Annotated in this window: 17 protein-coding genes; 9 read left to right on the forward strand and 8 right to left on the reverse strand. The window is 64.9% G+C overall.

The genetic code is table 11. From position 1 onward, the window contains the following. The first annotated feature begins 34 nt into the window (after positions 1-34). Complete coding sequence (locus OOT43_RS12460) at positions 35-2,533, forward strand: glycogen/starch/alpha-glucan phosphorylase (RefSeq protein WP_266020911.1); 2,499 nt, start codon at positions 35-37, stop codon at positions 2,531-2,533. Positions 2,534-2,555: 22 nt separating this feature from the next. Here OOT43_RS12460 and coaD read toward each other — a convergent pair whose 3' ends face one another. The 4 genes from coaD to OOT43_RS12480 are packed head-to-tail and all read right to left on the reverse strand — an operon-like array spanning position 2,556 to position 6,291. Then, the gene (gene coaD / locus OOT43_RS12465) at positions 2,556-3,044 is read right to left on the reverse strand and encodes a pantetheine-phosphate adenylyltransferase (protein WP_266020912.1); all 489 of its coding nucleotides are present in this window, start codon (positions 3,042-3,044) and stop codon (positions 2,556-2,558) included. Further along, positions 3,041-3,607, reverse strand: coding sequence for a 16S rRNA (guanine(966)-N(2))-methyltransferase RsmD (gene rsmD, locus OOT43_RS12470; protein WP_266020913.1), 567 nt, complete (start codon positions 3,605-3,607; stop codon positions 3,041-3,043). Before rsmD ends, coaD begins: the two co-directional genes overlap by 4 nt. Beyond that, on the reverse strand, positions 3,597-4,922 hold the full coding sequence (locus OOT43_RS12475) for a M16 family metallopeptidase (RefSeq protein WP_266020914.1): 1,326 nt from the start codon (positions 4,920-4,922) through the stop codon (positions 3,597-3,599). Before OOT43_RS12475 ends, rsmD begins: the two co-directional genes overlap by 11 nt. Then, positions 4,912-6,291, reverse strand: coding sequence for a M16 family metallopeptidase (locus OOT43_RS12480; protein WP_266020915.1), 1,380 nt, complete (start codon positions 6,289-6,291; stop codon positions 4,912-4,914). Before OOT43_RS12480 ends, OOT43_RS12475 begins: the two co-directional genes overlap by 11 nt. Before the next feature lie 79 nt (positions 6,292-6,370). Here OOT43_RS12480 and cyoE point away from each other — a divergent pair, with 79 nt between their 5' ends. From cyoE to rho, 7 genes are all read left to right on the forward strand, one after another. Next, positions 6,371-7,267: a heme o synthase gene (cyoE, locus tag OOT43_RS12485; RefSeq protein ID WP_266020916.1), complete on the forward strand. Its 897-nt coding sequence runs from the start codon at positions 6,371-6,373 to the stop codon at positions 7,265-7,267. A 183-nt stretch (positions 7,268-7,450) separates the two neighbouring features. Beyond that, the gene (locus OOT43_RS20465) at positions 7,451-9,085 is read left to right on the forward strand and encodes an ExeA family protein (RefSeq protein WP_317133987.1); all 1,635 of its coding nucleotides are present in this window, start codon (positions 7,451-7,453) and stop codon (positions 9,083-9,085) included. Positions 9,086-9,106: 21 nt separating this feature from the next. Continuing rightward, the gene (locus OOT43_RS12500; protein ID WP_266020917.1) at positions 9,107-9,904 is read left to right on the forward strand and encodes a general secretion pathway protein GspB; all 798 of its coding nucleotides are present in this window, start codon (positions 9,107-9,109) and stop codon (positions 9,902-9,904) included. Positions 9,905-10,276: 372 nt separating this feature from the next. Then, on the forward strand, positions 10,277-11,053 hold the full coding sequence (locus OOT43_RS12505) for a GNAT family N-acetyltransferase (RefSeq protein WP_266020918.1): 777 nt from the start codon (positions 10,277-10,279) through the stop codon (positions 11,051-11,053). Next, complete coding sequence (locus OOT43_RS12510; RefSeq protein ID WP_266020919.1) at positions 11,028-11,795, forward strand: lysophospholipid acyltransferase family protein; 768 nt, start codon at positions 11,028-11,030, stop codon at positions 11,793-11,795. Before OOT43_RS12505 ends, OOT43_RS12510 begins: the two co-directional genes overlap by 26 nt. A 163-nt stretch (positions 11,796-11,958) precedes the next feature. Continuing rightward, positions 11,959-12,288 (forward strand): thioredoxin TrxA, encoded by a 330-nt coding sequence (gene trxA, locus OOT43_RS12515; RefSeq protein WP_266020920.1) that lies wholly within the window; start codon positions 11,959-11,961, stop codon positions 12,286-12,288. Between the two features lie 185 nt (positions 12,289-12,473). Next, a complete protein-coding gene (rho, locus tag OOT43_RS12520; protein WP_266020921.1) occupies positions 12,474-13,730 on the forward strand; it encodes a transcription termination factor Rho in 1,257 nt (418 codons plus the stop codon). A gap of 15 nt (positions 13,731-13,745) precedes the next feature. Here the strand turns inward: rho and OOT43_RS12525 are convergent, their stop codons facing one another. Genes OOT43_RS12525 through apbC form a run of 4 tightly spaced genes read right to left on the reverse strand, consistent with a single transcriptional unit; the run spans position 13,746 to position 18,627 of the window. Next, positions 13,746-15,656, reverse strand: a complete 1,911-nt coding sequence (locus tag OOT43_RS12525; protein ID WP_266020922.1) for a VTT domain-containing protein — start codon at positions 15,654-15,656, stop codon at positions 13,746-13,748. Continuing rightward, positions 15,653-16,933 (reverse strand): glutamate-1-semialdehyde 2,1-aminomutase, encoded by a 1,281-nt coding sequence (gene hemL / locus OOT43_RS12530; RefSeq protein ID WP_266020923.1) that lies wholly within the window; start codon positions 16,931-16,933, stop codon positions 15,653-15,655. The genes OOT43_RS12525 and hemL overlap by 4 nt, the downstream gene beginning before the upstream one ends. 28 nt (positions 16,934-16,961) lie before the next feature. After that, the gene (gene dcd / locus OOT43_RS12535) at positions 16,962-17,531 is read right to left on the reverse strand and encodes a dCTP deaminase (protein ID WP_266020924.1); all 570 of its coding nucleotides are present in this window, start codon (positions 17,529-17,531) and stop codon (positions 16,962-16,964) included. Between the two features lie 10 nt (positions 17,532-17,541). After that, complete coding sequence (gene apbC / locus OOT43_RS12540) at positions 17,542-18,627, reverse strand: iron-sulfur cluster carrier protein ApbC (RefSeq protein ID WP_266020925.1); 1,086 nt, start codon at positions 18,625-18,627, stop codon at positions 17,542-17,544. Positions 18,628-18,889: 262 nt separating this feature from the next. Here apbC and gcvH point away from each other — a divergent pair, with 262 nt between their 5' ends. After that, entirely contained in the window at positions 18,890-19,273 is a 384-nt protein-coding gene (gene gcvH / locus OOT43_RS12545; RefSeq protein WP_266020926.1) for a glycine cleavage system protein GcvH, read from the forward strand. Positions 19,274-19,297: the final 24 nt, after the last annotated feature.

Genomic DNA, 19,297 nt, shown 5'->3' on the forward strand with positions numbered 1-19,297 from the left:
TTGCCGACACACCCTCCTCGACCCGGAGTTCCCCATGGCGAGCAAGAAATCCGACCCGAAAAAGACCACACCGGCCCCGGACGCGCCGGAGCACACCCGCACCGGCATGAGCCAGGAGATCCTCAAGGCCGCCTTCGTCGACAACCTCAACCTGGCCGTGGGGCGGCCGCTGGAAACCGCCGTGCCCGAGGACTGGTACCAGGCCATCGCGCTGTCGGTGCGCGACCGCATCATGCAGCGCTGGGTCCGCCAGTACGAAAAGCGGAATGCCCCCGACGTCCGCCAAGCCGCCTATCTGTCGGCGGAATTCCTGCCCGGCCCTCATCTGGGCAACAGCCTGCTCAACCTCGGCCTCGCCGACAATGCCCGCGAGGCGCTGGCCGGCCAGGACCTCGACCAGTACATCGGGCTGGAGGAGGAGCCGGGCCTCGGCAACGGCGGCTTGGGACGGCTCGCCGCCTGTTACCTGGACTCCCTGGCGACGCTGCGCTATCCGGCGACCGGCTACGGCATCCGCTACGAATTCGGCATCTTCGACCAGGCCGTCAAGAACGGCTGGCAGGTGGAGGTCACCGACAAGTGGCTGCTTTACGGCAATGTCTGGGAAATCAAGCGCCCGAATTTCGCCCAGGTCGTCAAGCTCGGAGGGCACACCGAGACCTATACCGATGAGCACGGCGCCTTTCGCGTGCGCTGGATGCCGGACCGCGTGGTGGTCGGCGTGCCCTACGACACGCCGGTCATCGGCTACCGCTCCGACTCCTGCGTCCTGCTCCGGCTGTGGAGCGCGGAAGCCGCCCAGTCGTTCGACTTCGCCGATTTCAACCGGGGCGACTATTACGGCGCGGTGGAGGAGAAGGTCTTTTCCGAGAACATCTCCAAAGTCCTTTATCCCAACGACGAGCAGCTCGAAGGCAAGCGGCTGCGGCTGGAGCAGCAATATTTCTTCGTCGCCTGCTCGATCAAGGACATGATCCGCCTGTGCCTGCGGCGCGGCTCGACCCTGGAGCGCTTCCACGAGATGTACTGCATCCAGCTCAACGACACCCATCCCGCCATCGCGGTGGCGGAGCTGATGCGCCAACTGGTGGACAAATACGCCCTGTCCTGGGAGCAGGCCTGGGACATCACCCGCAAGACCTTCTCCTACACCAACCACACCCTGCTTCCGGAAGCCCTGGAGAAATGGCCGCTGCCGCTGTTCGGCTCGGTCCTGCCCCGGCACCTGGAGATCATCTACGAGATCAACCGCCGCTTCCTCGACGAGGTCCGCACCCGTTTCCCTGGGGACGAGGGCAAGATCGCGCGGCTGTCGATCATCGACGAAAGCGGGGAGAAATACGTGCGCATGGCCAACTTGGCGATGGTCGGCAGCCACACCGTCAACGGCGTTGCGGAATTGCATTCGGAACTGGTGAAGACCCAGCTCTTCCCGGACTTCCACGACCTCGACCCGAAGCGTTTCCAGAACGTGACCAACGGCGTCACGCCGCGGCGCTTCCTGGGGCTGAGCAATCCGGGGCTGACCCGACTGATCGACGGCCGCATCGGCGACAGCTGGCTGTCGGATCTGGACCGGCTCATGGAGCTGGAAACGTTCGCCAACGATGCCGGCTTCCAGCAGGACTGGGCGCGGGTCAAGCGGGAAAACAAGGCGCGGCTGGCCCGGATCATCCGCGACCGCACCGGTGTCGTCGTCGACCCGGTTTCCCTGTTCGACATCCAGGTCAAGCGCATCCACGAATACAAGCGCCAGCACCTCAACGTGCTGCACATCATCACGCTGTACCAGCGCCTCAAGCACGACCCCAGGCTGCAGATCACGCCGCGGACCTTCCTGTTCGGGGGCAAGGCCGCGCCCGGCTATTTCATGGCCAAGCTGATCATCAAGCTGATCAACGCCGTCGGCGAAACCGTGAACCAGGACCCGGCCGTGCGCGATCTCATCAAGGTCGTGTTCCTCCCGGACTACAACGTCAAGCACGCGCAGAACATCTATCCGGCGGCCGACCTGTCCGAGCAGATATCGACCGCGGGCAAGGAAGCCTCGGGCACCGGCAACATGAAGCTGTCGCTGAACGGCGCGCTGACCATCGGCACGCTGGACGGCGCCAACGTCGAAATCCGCGAAGAGGTGGGAGCGGAGAATTTCTTCCTGTTCGGCCTGACCTGCGAGCAGGCGGCCAGACTCAGGGCCGACGGCTACAACCCCGGTGACTATTGTCATGGCGACCCCGAACTGCGCGGCGTCATCGAACTCATCGACAGCGGGCTGTTCTCACACGGCGACACCGAGCTGTTCCGGCCGCTCACCGCACATCTGCTGGAGCGGGACGATTACTTGCTGATGGCGGACTACCGGCCCTATGTCAACTGCCAGCAGGAGGTGGATCACGCCTACCGCGACTGGCAGCACTGGACGCGCATGTCCATCCTCAACGTCGCCCGCATGGGCAAATTCTCCTCGGACCGGGCGGTGCGGGAGTATGCGGAGAACATCTGGAAGCTGCAGCCGTTCGCGCCCGATGCGTGAACGGAGAGGATGAGAAACCGGTTCAGCCGGAAACGGCGAACTTGCGCATCAGCGCCGCCTTCACGTGCCCCGGCACGAAGGCCGAAACGTCGCCGCCGAATTTGGCGATCTCCCGGATGACCGAGGAGGAAAGGAAGGCGTAGCGTTCGCCGGGGGTAAGGAAGATCGTTTCGATCTCCGGGCCCAGCGAGCGGTTCATGCCGGCCATCTGGAACTCGAATTCGAAATCGGAGACGGCGCGCAGGCCGCGCAGGATGACGGTGGCGCCATGGGTCCGGGCGCAGTCGACCAGCAGCGAATTGAAGCCGACCACCTCGACGTTGGCCATTTCGGCCACCGCCTCCCGGGCCAGCGCCAAGCGCTCGGCGAAATCGAACAGCGGGGTCTTGGCCTTGCTCTCGGCCACCGCCAGGATGACGCGGTCGAAGATCCGGCTGGCCCGGCATACCAGGTCCACGTGGCCCAGCGTCATCGGATCGAAAGTGCCGGGGTAGATCGCGGTGACATTCAAACTCGAGACTCCTTGAGACGCTGATACAGACGGTAGGCGACGTCGCCGCTGGCTTTCTCCCGCAGCAGCGTCCAGTTTGCCGGGATCCCTTCGGGCTGAGGGCCGGCCTCCGCCTCCACGTAAATCCTGGCTCCGGCCTCAAGCCAGCCGCCATCCTCCAGTCTCCGGCAGCACGGCCCGACTTGGCCGGTGCGGAATGGCGGGTCGAGAAACACCAAGTCGAATGCCTCCGGCTTGCCTGAGAGAAATTTCATGGCTTCGGCGCACACCACGGTGATCTGCCCGGCATCCAGCATCGCACAGGATTGTTTCAGTACCGCGCAGACCCTGGGATTGCGCTCGACCTGGACGACCCGGGCGGCCCCCCGCGAGGCCGCCTCGAAGCCCAGGGCGCCGCTGCCGGCGTAAAGATCGAGGCAGGCCGCTCCGGCCACAGCGGTCTGCAGCCAGTTGAAGACGGTTTCCCGCACCCGGTCGGGCGTCGGGCGCAATCCCGGCTCCGGCGCGAACCGGATCCGGCGGCTGCGCCACAGCCCGCCGATGATGCGCAGCTCATTGCGCACTTTTGCCGGCGGAATTCGCACCCACCAGCACCGTCTGCAGCCGGTCCGGATGAATGCGCGCCTGCCAGACCCGGCGGACGTCGTCCTTGGTCACGGCCTCGATTTTCGGGATGTAGGTCGCCAAGTAGTCGAGCGGCAAGCCGTAGAACGCCATGGAGGCGATCTGCTCGACCAGTTTCTGGTTGCTGTCGAGCCGCAGCACGAAGCCGCCGACGATGTTCTTCTTCGACGCCTCCAGCTCCTTGTCGGTCGGTCCCTTGGCGATGAAATCCCTGAGCGTCTGGAGCAGCACGTTCAAAGCCTCGTCGGCCTTTTCGTTGCGGGTCTGCAACCCCATCAGGAACGGGCCCTCGACCCGGAACGGATAGAAGTGGCTGTGCGCGCTGTAGGACAGCCCTCGCTTCTCCCGCACCTCCTCACTGATCCGCGACACCAGTCCGCTGCCGCCGAGGATGTGGTTGCCGACATACAGCGGGAAATAGTCCGGATCGTTGATGCGCATGCCGGGCTGGCCGGAATACACGTGGGTCTGCTCCGAGGGGAAGGCCCGCTTGAGCGTCTGTGCCGGCTTGTCCATCGGCACCGGCGGCAAGACGGAGGGTGCTTCGCCCGGCGCGAGGCCCGACATCAGCTCTTCCGCGATCTTTTCCGCCTGGGCCCGTTCGATGTCCCCGACCAGCGCCACCACCGCGTTCCTGGCCACGTAGAACTTGCGGTAGAAGGCTTCCAGGTCATCCCGCGTCAGCTTCTCCACGGTCGCGATATGGCCGTCCTTGGGGTGAGCGTAAGGGTGATCGCCGTACATCGCCTCGAAAAAGGCGATGCCGGCCAGGTCGGCGGGCGATTCTTCACGCTGTTTCAGCACCAGCAACACGCGGTTCTTTTCCCGTTCGAAATCCTCCGCGGCGAAACGGGGTTTCGCCAGGATGACCTTGGCGGTCTCCAGCGCCGGCTCCAGCAGGTTCGGCTGGGTCAGGCTGCGCAGCGAGAGCGAGGCGGTGTCGCGGGAAATCCCGGTGCCGAGCACCGCGCCCACGCCGTCCAAACGCTGGGCGATGGCATCGGCGTTCCAGTCGCCGGCACCGGTGTCCAGCACCGAGGACGTCAGCGAGGCCAGACCGAACTGGTCGCGGTCGCGGGCGCTGCCGGCGTCGAACACGACGCGGACGTCCAGCAGCGGCAGGCCGTGGGTCCGGGCGAAATACACCCTGGCCCCGTTGGCCGTGCTCCAGGTCTGGATTTCCGGGAGGGCGAAGACCGTCCGCAACGGCAGCAGGACGAAAAAGAGAATGGCGACGAAGCGCTTAGTGGACATGGCCGCCTCCCATGCTGTCAGCCCCTTCCTGGATCTTCGCCCCTTCCGGGATCGGCTGCGGGTCGAGATGGGCGATGGTGAGCCCGTCTTCGATCAGGTATTTCCGGGCCACTTCACGTACCTGCTCGGCCGTCACGGCATTGATCTTGTCCACGTATTCCTCCACTTTGCGCCAGCCCAAGCCCACCGTCTCGGCCATGCCGAGCTGCATCGCCTGATAGAACACCGAATCCCTCTGATACACGTTGCTCGCCAGCACCTGGGCCTTGACCCGGGCCAGCTCATCCTGGGCGACCGGCTCCTCGCGCAGCCGCCGGACCTCGTCCAACAGCGCCGCTTCCAGCTCCGGCATGGTCTTGCCCTGTGCCGGCGTGCCTTCCAGGGTGAACAGCGACGACAGCCGCGCATAAAGGTCGTAGCCGGCGCCCGCGCCCGCGGCGACTTGCTGGCCCCGGACCAGGCGGCTGGAGAAACGCGCGCTGTTGCCGCCATCGAGGATGCCGGCCGCGACTTCCAGGGCGTAGGCCTCCCATTCCGCGCCAGCGGTCTTGAGCGAGGGCACCTTGTAGCCCATCTCCAGATGCGGCAGCTTCGCCGGCACCTTGACCACCATCCGCCGCAAGCCGAGCTGCTGCACCTCGCCCTGCGGCTTCAGCACAGGCAGCTTGCTCGGCTTGAGCGGACCGAAGTGCTTCTTCGCCTGCTCGAACACGGCCTTGGGATCGACGTCGCCGACCACCACCAGCGTGGCGTTGTTGGGCGCGTACCAGCGCTGGTACCAGGTGCTCAGATCGTCCAGGCTCAGGCCGGCCACGTCCTCGGGCCAGCCGATCACGGGATTGCGGTAGGGGCTGTCGGTGAAAGCGACCGCCTGGAAATGCTCGTCCATGCGCGCATGGGGCTGGTCCTCGGTGCGCAGGCGCCGTTCCTCGATCACCACCTGCTGCTCCTTGACGAATTCGTCCTGCAGCAGCCGCAGATTGCGCATCCGGTCCGCCTCCAGCTCCAGGCTAACCGGCAAGCGGCTCTGCTCCAGGGTCTGGAAATAGGCGGTATAGTCCTGGCCGGTGAAGGCGTTTTCACTCCCTCCGTTTGCTGAGATAATGCGGGAAAACTCGCCCGGCGGATGCTTTTTCGTGCCCTTGAACATCATGTGTTCGAGCATGTGCGACACGCCGGTGATGCCGCCGTATTCGTAGCTCGAACCGACCTTGTACCAGACCTGCGACACGGCGACCGGCGCACGGTGGTCCTCCTGAACCAGTACCCTGAGGCCATTGGCCAAGGTAAATTCGTGCACCTTGGGCGGTGCCGCCGACGCAGCCAGAGGCAGCGCCATGAGCAATAATCCGAATCTCGGCATCGACATTGAATTGAACTCCGTTGATAAAGCGGCCGGCTTGGCCGTCGTGAAGCCGGGGCATTTTAACCCAACAGATTCTTGAGCGATGACGACGAATTCCAGCGTCAAGCCGGCTGGCGGCATCTCCTGGCGCACCTATCTGGCCCTGTGCAAGCTGAAAGTGGTGGGCCACATCGTGTTCACCGCCATCATCGGCATGTTCCTCGCCGTGCCGGGCGTGCCGCCGCTGGATACCGCCTTCTGGGCCTCGCTCGGCATCGGCTTCGCCGCGGCCTCGGCGGCGGCGCTCAACCATTTCCTCGACCGCCACGCCGACGCCGAGATGGCCCGGACCCAGAATCGTCCGCTGCCCTCCGGCGACATCCGGCCCGCCCAGGTCGTCGGCTTCGCGCTGTTGCTGGGCATCCTCGCCATGGCGATCCTGATCGCCTTCGTGAACCTACTGACCGCCTTCCTGACCTTCCTGTCCCTGATCGGCTATGCGGTCATCTACACCGTCTATTTGAAACGGGCGACTCCGCAGAACATCGTGATCGGCGGCGCCGCCGGGGCCGCGCCGCCGGTGCTCGGCTGGTGCGCCATCACCGGAACGGTGCACCCCTATGCGCTGCTGCTGTTCCTGCTGATCTTCGTCTGGACCCCGCCGCATTTCTGGGCCTACGCCATCGCCAAGCGCGACGACTACGCCAAGGTCGATATCCCGATGCTGCCGGTCACCCACGGCATCGCCTTCACCCAGCTCCATATCCTGCTGTACACCATCCTGCTGTTCCTGGCCGGCCTCATGCCCTATGTCACCGGCATGAGCGGGGAAATCTACCTGGCCGCCGCGGTGGTCTTCGGCGGCATCTTCGTCTACTACGCCATCCGCCTGAAGCGCAAGGCCGATCCCCGCCTCGCCATGCAGACCTTCGCTTACTCGCTGGTCTATCTCGTCGGGATATTCACGGCGCTGCTGGTGGATCACTACGTGGTGCTGTGAACGGTTGACCTGCATCCGTCCGCTCGAACCTAAGGACGCTTCGCTTCTGCTGGCAGGCGTCAGTGGTTCCCTGCGCATTCGCGGCAACTTGCCCCGGTCGTGCATTTTTCGCGTTCCTGCGATTGTTGCCCATGTTCCGTTGATTCGGATTACCATTGCCGAATTCTCCCCGGTCGAGAAACGATGTACACCCAATTCTTCCGGCTCAATGACGCGCCCTTTTCGATCGCGCCGAACCCCCGGTTCCTTTACCCCAGCGCCAAACACCGCGAGGCCCTGGCACACCTGCTTTACGGCATCAAGGAAGAGGGCGGGGGGTTCGTCGCGCTCACCGGCGAAGTCGGCACCGGCAAGACCACGCTGTGCCGCTGCCTGATCGAGCAGTTACCGGAAAACGTCGACGTCGCCCTGATCCTGAATCCGCGGCTGGATGCGCTGGAGCTGCTGGCCGCCGCCTGCGACGAACTGCGCATCACTTACCCGCGGGCAGGCGCCAGCCTGAAAATTCTGGTCGATGCCCTGAACGAGCACCTGCTCGCCGCCCATGCCAAGGGACGGCGGACGGTGCTGGTGATCGACGAGGCGCAGAATCTCAGCTTCGACGTGCTGGAGCAGGTTCGCCTCCTGACCAATCTCGAAACCAGCGAGCACAAGCTGCTCCAGATCATCCTGATCGGCCAGCCGGAACTGATCCGGCTGCTGGAACAGAAGCGGCTGCGGCAGCTCGCCCAGCGCATCACCGCGCGCTACCATCTGGCGCCTCTCACCCGCGCCGAAACCGTCGACTACATCAAGCATCGGCTCACGGTCAGCGGCTGCCCCGCCCCGCTGTTCACTCCAGGGGCGCTGGCGGCGGTTCACCGGCTGTCCGGGGGCATTCCGCGTCTGATCAACATCATCTGCGACCGGGCATTGCTGGGCGCCTATGCCCAGGGCAAGTTCCAGGCGGACCGTGCCACGGTGCGGCGGGCGGCCCGCGAAGTGCTGCCCTCGGACCTGCTTCCCCGCTACTGGCGGCCGCTGGCCCTGGGGGCAGCCGTCGCGATCCTGATCGGCGCCGCGGCCCTGATCAGCGACCGCTCCCCGGACGGCAATGCGGCGTCATCCGCTCAGGAAGCACCATCGCCCACACCGGCAAATGTGCCCGCCGCCTCACCGCAAGCCGCTCCGGAACAACCCAGCGACGCCGCTCAGGAAACGCCCCTCCCGACCACGCCAACCGGCCGCGCCCGCTTCGAAGATATGCTCAAGTCGAAGGGAACCGGCGAAGCCGCAGCCTTTGGCCGGCTGTTCGCGCTCTGGAGAGTCGAAGGAGACGCCGGCAAGCCGTGCGAAACCGCCGAACGCCAAGGCTTGCGCTGCCTCAGCGAGAGCGCCACCTGGCCGGCTTTGCGCCTGCTGAACCACCCGGCGGTCCTTGAATTCGCTCTTCCCGGCGGCGAAAAGCGCTTCGGCACCCTGACCGGCATTGCCGGCGGTCTGGCGACGGTGGAAATTGGCGGCGAGCCGGCGGCCCTACCGCTGGCGGAAAGCCCGCCGTTCTGGGAAGGCAGGTTCACGCTGCTGTGGCGCCCACCGGTGACGGACGTCGCGGTGCTGAAACCGGGCCAGTCGTCGCCGGCGGTGAAATGGCTGCGCCAGCGCTTCCCTGCGAAGAAGAAACCCGCCGATCCGCAACGCTTCGACGAAGCCTTGAAAGCCCAGATCGCGGCCTTCCAGAAACAGCACGGCCTGATTGTCGATGGCGCCGTCGGACCGCATACTTTCATCGTCCTGACCAATGAAATGAAGCGTCCCGATATTCCCCGCCTGGATTGACCCCTTCGCCCAAGTAGATCGATGTCCTATATTCTCGATGCGCTCCGCAAGTCGGAGCGGGAACGAAAACTCAGCCAACCCGCTTCGCTGGACAGCATGATCTTCTCGCCGGAACCGGCGCGGAGGCGCCCCTGGCTGCCGTGGGCTCTGGGCGCGGTGGCCGTGGCCAACGTGGCTGCCCTGGGCTATTTTCTCGGGCTGACCTCCGGCACCCCGACGGAGCCCCAAGCGACGGCAAGCCAGTCGCCGCCGACTTTGGCCCGGGAAAACCCGCCGCAACCGACTCCCGCTACGACGGTTCCGCCCTTCGCACGACGGTTCGGCGGCGCCGACGCGCCCCCCGGAGGGCCCCATCAGCGCTTGGCCGCGCCGCCTGCAGCCAAGCCGGCAGTTCCGCCGCCGGCGGCAGTCCAGCCCGCCGGACGCAAGGGACCGGAAACCGAGGCCGAAGACACGGCGGGAGAGAATGCCGAGGAAGAATCGATGGCAGGGGAAACCGACGATACGGCCGATGCGGAGGACGGGCCGGAAACCGGCGAGCCGGCGCGGAAGACGCCGCCGGCCGCTACCCCTGCACCGCGGCGAAATGCGGTTCCGTTGCTCAGCGAAATGCCGCCCTCATTCCAGAGCCGGGTCCCCCAGCTCAAGATCAACCTGTTCGCGTACGGTTCGCACCCTGACGAGCGCTTCGTCGTCATCAACATGAACCGGCATTCGGCGGGCGACACCGTCGCCGAAGGGGTAAGCCTGGAAAGCATGGACGAGGACAGCGTGACCCTGGTGTTCGAGGGCCAGCGCTTCCGCCTCGAGCGCCCCTGAAGCCGCCGCGGCGCGTCTTGAACGCGCCGCGGCCGGAAAAACTCAGGCGACGAACGCAGCCACCAGCATCATGGCCGCCAGCCAACCCAGCGCCAGGCTGAAACCGGCGATCAGCCCTTCGAATACCGTGGAAAAAAGACGTGTGCCAAACATGAGAGGACCCTCCGAATCGGTCAGTGGTTTGCGGGGCTTCCAGAACCAGTCCCCGACCGGATGGTAGAAGAGGTTCTTCAGGCCTGTCCAGATGACGCCAGGGCGGCCTGACCGAAAGCTTGGGCTTTCATCCAAACGTCACCGAGTCTTAGCAAATCTGTCAATTCCGCTCCGTATCTTCTGCCGAACGTCCTTACCAAGTTCGCTGGGAGATATACGTTGGGAGCACCGGAATCACGCACAAGCCGGCCGGGCCGGCTACAGGCATTCGTCGCGAGAGACGAAGCAACGATCGTCGCCGCGCAGAAACTGCGCTACCGCGTCTTCGCCGAGGAAATGGGCGCGCGCCTTCACACCCCCGTCGACGGTCTCGACATCGACGAATTCGACGCCTACTGTGACCACCTGGTGGTCGTGGACAACCGCGAGAAACGCGTCATCGGCAGCACCCGCCTGCTGAGCGACAGCCAGGCCAAACGGCTGGGCCGCTTTTATTCGGAGGGCGAATTCAGCCTGTCTGGCATTCTCGCCCTGGAGGGCCGATTCCTCGAGATCGGCCGCACCTGCGTGGACCCGAACTACCGCGGCGGCGCCGTCATCGCCTGCCTGTGGGGAGCATTGTCGGAATACGTCACGCAAGGCGGCTTCGACCACCTGATGGGTTGCGCCAGCATCCCGCCGGGCCCCAGCGGTTTCGCGGTGGACGCGGTCTACCGCAACATCGGGGAAGAGCGGCTGGGTCCGACGGAACTGGGCGTCAAACCCCGCCAGCCGGTCCCCGCATGGAAACGCTGCCAGCGCGACGAGAGCGGGGTCCCGCCTTTGCTGCAGGCTTATCTGCGGCTGGGCGCCTGGGTCTTCGGCGAACCTTGCTGGGATGAGGACTTCGACGTCATGGACGTCTTCGTCCTGCTGAAAATGGAACGTCTGCAAGGACGCTATGAACGCCACTTCGTCGGAGGCGACCGGAATGCCACGCTTCAGACAGGCCTATAGAGCCCTCCTGGTCGCGCTGGCCTGCCTCGGCGGCATAGCGGCGGCAGTACTGTTCTTTCCGCCGCTGCGCATCCTCGGCGAAAACCGCGCGCAGGCGCTGAGGGACAGGGTACAGATGGCCTGGTTCCGCAGTTTCCTGCTCATCCTCGGCGTGCATGTCGAATGTCGGGGCCAATGGAGCCCGAATGCGCCGCTGTGGGTCGCCAACCACATCTCGTGGCTGGACATCGTCGTCATCGGCGCCCAGGCCCCGCTGACTTTCATTTCCAAGCAGGACGTCGCCGGCTGGCCGGTCTTCGGCTTCCTGGCCAGCCGCACGGGAACCCTGTTCCTGCGGCGCGGCGACCGCGAAGACACTCAGCGGGTAGGCGAGCGGATGACCTGGCTGCTGCGCCAAAAACGCACCCTTCTGCTGTTCCCGGAAGGCACCAGTTCAAGCGGCGAAAGGGTGCTGCGCTTTCATCCCCGCCTGTTCCAGCCGGCAAAGCGGGCATGCGTCGCGGTTCAGCCAATCGCGCTCGCCTACCGCGGCAGCGCGGGCGAGATCGTGCCTTTCGTCGGCGAGGCATCGTTTCTTCCACACCTGCTGCAGATGCTCATGGTTCCTCGGACCGTGGTCGAACTCAGCTTCGGCCCCGCTATCGACAGCGAGCATCTCAATCGCGACGAGCTGGCCCATGCGGCCCGCCAGACCGTGGTCGACTGCCTGGGTAAAACCGAAGTGCGGCGTCAGGTCGCCTGAATCCGTCGCCTCCACGGCCCCCGGGGCACCGCCATCGTGAAGAGGGCTTGCATCCATTACGTTTTGGCCCGAAAATGCCAGCCATCTACGCAATCACAGCCCGCTGCAGGCACGCCTTTAGTCCAGGGAGCGGGCCGGTGATCACCTACGAGGAGCCGCCCAAGTGAGCAGTGATAAAATCCTTCACGTTACCGACGCTGAATTCGAAGACAAGGTCCTCCAGGCATCCGGACCGGTGCTGGTGGACTACTGGGCCGAATGGTGTGGCCCCTGCAAGATGATCGCACCGATCCTCGACGAAATCGCAGGTGAATATGAAGGCCGCCTCACCGTAGCCAAGCTCAACATCGACGAGAACCCGGCGACACCGCAGCGTTACGGCGTGCGGGGCATCCCGACCCTGATGGTATTCAAGGGCGGCGAAGTGATCGCCACCAAGGTGGGCGCATTGACCAAATCCCAGCTCGCGGCGTTCCTCGAAGGCAATCTGTAAGCTCCCGGGGCATTCGCCGTCATTCCCCGGAGCGAGTGCCCTTTTCGTCCGAAGCATCGAGCACCCCGTTTTTTCCCCTGACCCGGCAGTTTCTGCCGGATTGACTCTGACCCCAAGTCCAGCGGCCTTCCTGGCCACTTCTCCCGGACTTTTTCCATATCCCGATAATTCCTTAATGGAAACGCATGAACCTCACTGACCTCAAGCGCAAACCCGTATCCGAACTGATCGAAATCGCCGAATCCCTGGACATCGAAGGCGTCGCCCGAACCCGCAAGCAGGACCTGATCTTTTCCATCCTGAAGAAGCTCGCCAAGAGCGGCGAAGACATCTACGGCGACGGTGTGCTGGAGATTTTGCAGGACGGCTTCGGATTCCTGCGCTCGCCGGACAGCTCCTTCCTGGCCGGACCGGACGACATCTACGTCTCGCCGAGCCAGATCCGGCGCTTCAGCCTGCGCACCGGGGACACCATCTCCGGCAAGATACGGCCGCCCAAGGACAGCGAGCGCTATTTCGCCATGCTCAAGGTCGAGCAGATCAATTACGAGCCGCCGGAAAACGCCAAGCACAAGATCCTGTTCTCGAACCTGACGCCGCTGTTCCCGGTCGATCGCTTCGTGCTGGAACTGGGCAACGGCACCACGGAGGACCTGACCGCCCGGGTCATCGACCTGGTCGCCCCCATCGGCAAGGGCCAGCGCGGACTGATCGTCTCGCCGCCGAAAGCCGGCAAGACGATGATGCTGCAGAATGTCGCCCATTCCATCGCGGAAAAGAGCCCCGAGTGCTATCTCATTGTCCTGCTCATCGACGAGCGGCCGGAGGAAGTGACCGAGATGCAGCGCAGCGTCAAGGGCGAGGTCGTGTCCAGCACCTTCGACGAGCCGCCGGCTCGGCATGTGCAGGTTGCCGAAATGGTCATCGAAAAGGCCAAGCGTCTGGTCGAACACAAGCGGGATGTGGTCATCCTGCTCGATTCCATCACTCGCCTGGCTCGCGCCTATAACACCGTGGTGCCCTCCTCGGGCAAAGTGCTGACCGGCGGCGTCGACGCCAACGCCCTAGAACGCCCGAAGCGCTTCTTCGGCGCGGCGCGCAACATCGAGGAAGGCGGCAGCCTGACCATTATCGCCACGGCCCTGATCGACACGGGATCGCGCATGGACGAAGTGATCTACGAAGAATTCAAGGGCACCGGCAACATGGAGCTGCACCTCGAGCGCAAGATCGCTGAGAGGCGCATCTACCCCGCGATCAACATCAACCGCTCCGGCACCCGCCGCGAGGAATACCTGGTCGGTCCGGACGAGCTGCAAAAATCCTGGATTCTCCGGAAGATTCTCCAGCCCATGGACGAAATGGCGGCAAACGAATTCCTGCTGGGCAAGCTCAAGGATTCCAAGACCAACCGCGAGTTCTTCGACATGATGAAGCGCTGAAGGAAGGCAGCGCCTTCAGCGCCCCCGGATCAGAACGGTACGGTATCCGGCGTCCCGGATCGCCACGGTGACCATGAGATCGGGCATGTGCTCCGGCGCCAGCAGCGCCGCAGCGTCGACGCGGTCAGACACCCTCGCCTCCCTGAAATAGCCCAGAAAGCCGAAGCGGCTGGTCGTTTCGAGCAGATCGACCCTCCCCACCCAAAGCGGGACCCCGCCCTCCGTCAGGACGTGCCGGCTCGGCCACAGGCGCAGCACCGCCCACCGCCCACCGCCTTCGGGATGCAGCATCCGCAAGGCGTCTTCGCTGTCCTGGTTGAAGCGCGCCAGCACCGGCCAGTCTTCCGGCTTCGCACGGGGATTGAACCACTGGAGCGCCGAGACCCAGGATAACGGTATCGCCATGCGCCAGCCCTGCTTTTCGAGATCCGCCCGGGCGGCAGCCAGATTGGACGCCCACTGAATCGGCAGGGGCTGATGCGGCCTCCCCAGAGGCTGTATCCGGTAAGCCGGCAACCGTTTCCAGCCGTCCGACAGCCACTCGGCGGTCGTCATTGGCCGAATCCGCTGATCGTGGGCGAAATCGGCTGGACCATGCCGGATCGCTTCGGCCGCCAGGACCGCCGCCAGGCTGGCCGCCAGCAACGGCGCGGCGCCGAGTGACGCCGCCTTCGCTTCGCAATGTCTGCGGCAGGCGATCCCGAGCGGAACCAGCCAGGCCAGGCCGATTACCAGCGCGAACAGGACTGCGGGTATTTCGCTGCGGTCCAGGTAAATCCGGGCGAACCCCAAGGCCGCGACCAGTGCCGCCGCGAACGCGTACACCACCCGTCCCCCGATCGTCCGGAATGCAGGGGCGAGCAAGGTCGCGACAAACCCGAATCCCACACATCCGCGGAGGAGATAGGCGTCGAAGGGCGGCGCGGCGAACGCGTGCTCTCCGATCCAGGCCATCAGCAATGCGAAAGTCACCGCAATCAGCCAGTGGGCAAGGGCGACGAACGAACGCCGGGAGCCTAGCCAAAGTGCCAGGGCGCCAAACTCGATCAGCAAGGACTCGGGACTCCCCAGCGACTCCAGCACCGTAAAGCCGTAGTCCGCCTCCGGCGTGCGCCAGGCGTCGAAAGAGACGGGCAGCGGGGGGCCGGCGAATATCCGCCCCACGGCGAACGACATCGCGATGATGAGGCCGCCGACCAGCGCCAAACCGCCGTAATCGCGCTGCTCGGCGTCGAGCAGCGGCAGGGTGATGCGTCCGAGCAGACGGTGTTCCCCGGCGAGGCGGAACATCATCAGGATCAGGTCGCGAGTTCTGGGCTGAAGGAAAGCGTAAACCCGCGCCGTCAACCAGACCGCGAACCAGAGCAGGGCGATGAGGCCGAGGCCGAGGCCGACCAGTCTGGCCGTCGTTCCAGAGGCCAGTTCCAGCGATGCGCCGAACAGGATGCCGGGGGCCAGGAAGACCGGAACCCACAAGGCTGCCGCCACGGCGCTGTAACCGACGAAGCGGCCGGCCGGCATGCCGGCCATGCCGGCCACCAACGGAACGATACCGCGCACGGCGCCGAAAAACCGCCCGAACAGGACGCTATGGCCGCCGTAGCGCCGGAAGAAGCCGATGCCGCGCTCCAGCACCGCCGGGAAGCGGCTGAACGGCCAGGTGGTCCGGATCCGCTGGCGATGGCTCCAGCCCAGCCAGAAGCTGATGCCGTCGCCCAGCAGCGCACCGCTCAGCGCCCAGGCGTAAGTGGAGGCGAAATCCATGGAGCCGCCGCCCACCAGCGTCCCGAAGGTGAAGATCAGCAGCGTGCCCGGCAGCAGCAGGCCGACGACCGCGAGCGATTCGGCCAGGACGATGGCGAAGACCGCCAGCCCGGCGAGATGCGGGTGCTGGCCAACCCAGAGATGGACGGCTTCCAGGCTCAAAGCCCGGCGAACACCCGCTCGGCCGCGGTGAGGGTGCGGTCCAGGATGTCGTAGTCATGGGCCGCGGACACGAAGCCTGCCTCGAAAGCCGAAGGCGCGAGGTAGACGCCCTCTTCGAGCATGCCGTGGAAAAACCGGCGGAAACGCTCCGGGTCGCAGGCCATGACCTGATCGAACCGGCTCACCCCCTGCTGTTCGGTGAAGAACAGGCCGAACATGCCGCCGACCCAGTTGACGCTCAAGGGCACTCCGGCTTGCTCGGCCCGGATCCTCAAGCCTTCGGCCAGATGGCGGGTCTTTTCCGCCAGGTCTTCGAAAAACTTCGGCCGCGAGATCAGTTCCAGGGTCTTCAGCCCCGCCGCCATGGCCACGGGATTGCCCGACAGCGTGCCGGCCTGATACACCGGACCCAGAGGCGCGAGCTGGTCCATGATGTCGAGCCGCCCGCCGAAGGCACCGACCGGCATGCCGCCGCCGATGACCTTACCCAAGGTCGTCAGATCCGGGCAGATGCCGTAATGCGCCTGGGCCCCGCCCAGGGCCACCCGGAATCCGGTCATCACCTCGTCGAAAATCAGCACCGCGCCGCTGGCGTCGCAGACATCGCGCAGGGTCTCCAGAAAGCCCGAAACCGGCGGCACGCAGTTCATGTTGCCGGCCACGGGTTCCACGATGATGCAGGCGATCTCGCGGCCATGGCGTTCGAAGGCTTCCTGGACCGCGGCGGCGTCGTTGTAGGGGAGGGTCAGGGTGTGTTCGGCGAGGCCTGCCGGTACGCCGGGAGAACTCGGCACGCCCAGGGTGAGGGCCCCCGAGCCGGCCTTGACCAGAAGCGAATCGGAATGGCCGTGGTAGCAGCCCTCGAACTTCACGATCTTGTCGCGACCGGTATAGCCGCGCGCCAGCCGGATCGCGCTCATGGTCGCCTCGGTGCCCGAGCTGACCATCCGCACCCGGTCCAGCGACGGCACCAGCGCGCAAACCGTCTTGGCCATGGCCGTCTCGCTCACGGTGGGAGCGCCAAAACTCAGACCGCGATCGACGGCGTCGTGCACCGCTTGCAGCACGTCCGGGTGGGCATGGCCGAGCACCATGGGTCCCCAGGAGCCGACATAGTCGATGTAGGCCTTGCCGTCAGCGCCATAGAGGTAAGGACCTTCGGCGCGTTCGACGAACACCGGTGTCCCGCCCACGCCGCGGAATGCGCGGACCGGCGAGTTGACACCGCCTGGGATGAAGCGGTTGGCATCGGCGAAAAGGGTAGTCGAATCGAGCATAAACGACGTTCTCCAAAAATCGTTGAAATCAAGCCTTGGGCAGGGTCACGCCGGTCTGGCCCTGATATTTGCCGCAGCGGTCGCGGTAGGAGGTTTCGCAGACGTCGTCGGCGCCGACGAACAGCACCTGGGCGACGCCTTCATTGGCGTAGATCTTGGCGGGGAGCGGTGTGGTATTGGAAAACTCAAGGGTGACGTGACCCTCCCATTCCGGCTCCAAGGGCGTCACGTTGACGATGATGCCGCAGCGGGCATAGGTCGACTTGCCCAGGCAGATGGTCAGTACGTCGCGGGGGATGCGGAAGTACTCCACGGTCCGGGCCAGCGCGAACGAATTGGGCGGAATGATGCACACGTCCGACACCAGGTCGACGAAACTGTTCTCGTCGAAGTTCTTGGGATCGACGATGGCGGAATTTATGTTGGTGAATATCTTGAACTCGTTGGAACAGCGGACGTCGTAGCCATAGCTCGAGGTGCCGTAGGAGATGACGCCGGCGTCGCCGCCGCCGTGCCTGACCTGATGCGGCTCGAACGGCTCGATCATGCCGTGCTCATACGCCATCTTCCGTATCCAGCGGTCTGATTTGATGCCCATGTCGATCCAGTCAGTTGTTTACGATGCTGATGGTGGGGAAGCGGCTGCTGTAGTCCTTGGCCTTGAGCGCCAGCCGCGCCGCGATCTTACGGGCGATGTTCCGGTACATTCGGGCAGGCTCGCTGTCCGGCGCCGCGATCACCGTGGGCCGGCCGCCGTCGACACTCTCGCGGATGCTGCGGTCCAGCGGCAACTGGCCGAGCAGTTCGGTGCCGTATTTCCGCGCCATCTTCTCGCCGCCGCCCTCGCCGAAAATCGGCTCGGCATGGCCGCACTGGCTGCACACATGGACGCTCATGTTTTCGATGATGCCCAGCACGGGGATGCCGACCTTCTCGAACATCTTGAGACCCTTTTGCGCGTCCAGCAGGGCGATGTCCTGCGGGGTGGTGACGATCACCGCCCCGGACACGGGAATCTGCTGCGCCAGCGACAGCTGGATGTCGCCGGTGCCGGGCGGCAGGTCGACGATGAGGTAATCGAGGTCATCCCACAAGGTGTCGCTCAGAAGCTGCTGCAAGGCGCCGACGACCATGGGACCGCGCCAGATCATCGGGGTGTCTTCGTCGATCAGGTAGCCGATGGACATGGATTGCAGGCCGTGCGCGATAATCGGGTGGATTTTCCTGCCTTCCGTTTCGGGCCGTCCGGACACGCCCAGCATCAGCGGCTGGCTGGGGCCGTGGATATCGGCGTCGAGAATGCCGACCCGTGCGCCTTCCGCCGCGAGCGCCAGCGCCAGGTTGACCGCCGTGGTCGATTTGCCCACACCGCCCTTGCCCGAGGCGACCGCGACGATGTTCCTTACCCCCGGCATCGGCTTCAAGCCCTTCTGCACGGCATGGGAGACGATGTCCGACACGATGTCGATATCGACTTCGGCCGCCCCGGTCGCGGTGCGAACCGCCGCCGTCGCGGCCTGCGCCAGTTCGCCGCGACAGGAATCGGCGGGATAGCCCAGCACGATGCGCAGGCTCACGCGGTCGCCGTTCACGTCGACCTTTTTCACCGACTTCGCGGCGAGCCAGTCGACGCCGAGGTTGGGATCGATGAAGTCTTTCAGGGCGGTTTCGACATCCGCCGTTGTAACGCTCATTTCGGGGCTCCTGACTTGGCATGTCTTGAACTGAATTGCGGCTAGTTTACCCGCAAACGGTCGAGGCGGAGTCGGACACCTCTCACGGCGCCAGCTCCCGCGCCGCAAGGAACGGCCCGATGCAGGGAACAGCGCAGACAGGGACCGGGATCGCACAGGTAAGCGACACAGCGTTCCTGCCGCGCGGCTTTACCTGCCTTCCGATTTCACTTAAGTTGTGGCCACCGCCGTTTCACCCACCAGAGGAAGAGGACACGGACTCATGAGCAATTTGCCGGCCGGGCTGAAATACGCCAAGACCCACGAATGGGCCCGCCAGGAACCCGACGGAACCGTCAAGGTGGGAATTTCCGACCATGCCCAGGAAGCGCTGGGGGATCTGGTCTACCTGGAACTGCCGGCCATCGGCCGCCGGGTCGGCGCCGGCGAGGCGTGCGCAGTGGTCGAATCGGTGAAAGCGGCATCGGACGTCAACAGTCCCTTGAGCGGAGAGATCGTGGCCCGCAACGAGGCGCTGGCCGATTCGCCGGAACGGGTCAACCAGTCGCCCTACGAGGCTTGGCTGTTTGCCGTGAAGCCCGACGACATCTCCGAACTGGACCGGTTGCTCGATGCCGAAGGCTACCGCGCCGTAGCCGAAGATTGAAAAGGGAGCGGGAACTAGACAACC

The sequence above is a fragment of the Methylococcus mesophilus genome (assembly GCF_026247885.1).
In the GTDB taxonomy this organism is placed as follows: Bacteria; Pseudomonadota; Gammaproteobacteria; order Methylococcales; family Methylococcaceae; genus Methylococcus; species Methylococcus mesophilus.

Bases quoted from the DNA above. Each gene is read 5' to 3' on its own strand.
- OOT43_RS12460 (WP_266020911.1), top strand. From the start codon at position 35: ATGGCGAGCAAGAAATCCGACCCGAAAAAGACCACACCGGCCCCGGAC.
- OOT43_RS12475 (WP_266020914.1), bottom strand. From the start codon at position 4,922: ATGTCCACTAAGCGCTTCGTCGCCATTCTCTTTTTCGTCCTGCTGCCG.
- OOT43_RS12480 (WP_266020915.1), bottom strand. From the start codon at position 6,291: ATGTCGATGCCGAGATTCGGATTATTGCTCATGGCGCTGCCTCTGGCT.
- cyoE (WP_266020916.1), top strand. From the start codon at position 6,371: ATGACGACGAATTCCAGCGTCAAGCCGGCTGGCGGCATCTCCTGGCGC.
- OOT43_RS20465 (WP_317133987.1), top strand. From the start codon at position 7,451: ATGTACACCCAATTCTTCCGGCTCAATGACGCGCCCTTTTCGATCGCG.
- OOT43_RS12500 (WP_266020917.1), top strand. From the start codon at position 9,107: ATGTCCTATATTCTCGATGCGCTCCGCAAGTCGGAGCGGGAACGAAAA.
- OOT43_RS12510 (WP_266020919.1), top strand. From the start codon at position 11,028: ATGCCACGCTTCAGACAGGCCTATAGAGCCCTCCTGGTCGCGCTGGCC.
- rho (WP_266020921.1), top strand. From the start codon at position 12,474: ATGAACCTCACTGACCTCAAGCGCAAACCCGTATCCGAACTGATCGAA.
- hemL (WP_266020923.1), bottom strand. From the start codon at position 16,933: ATGCTCGATTCGACTACCCTTTTCGCCGATGCCAACCGCTTCATCCCA.
- dcd (WP_266020924.1), bottom strand. From the start codon at position 17,531: ATGGGCATCAAATCAGACCGCTGGATACGGAAGATGGCGTATGAGCAC.
- apbC (WP_266020925.1), bottom strand. From the start codon at position 18,627: ATGAGCGTTACAACGGCGGATGTCGAAACCGCCCTGAAAGACTTCATC.
- gcvH (WP_266020926.1), top strand. From the start codon at position 18,890: ATGAGCAATTTGCCGGCCGGGCTGAAATACGCCAAGACCCACGAATGG.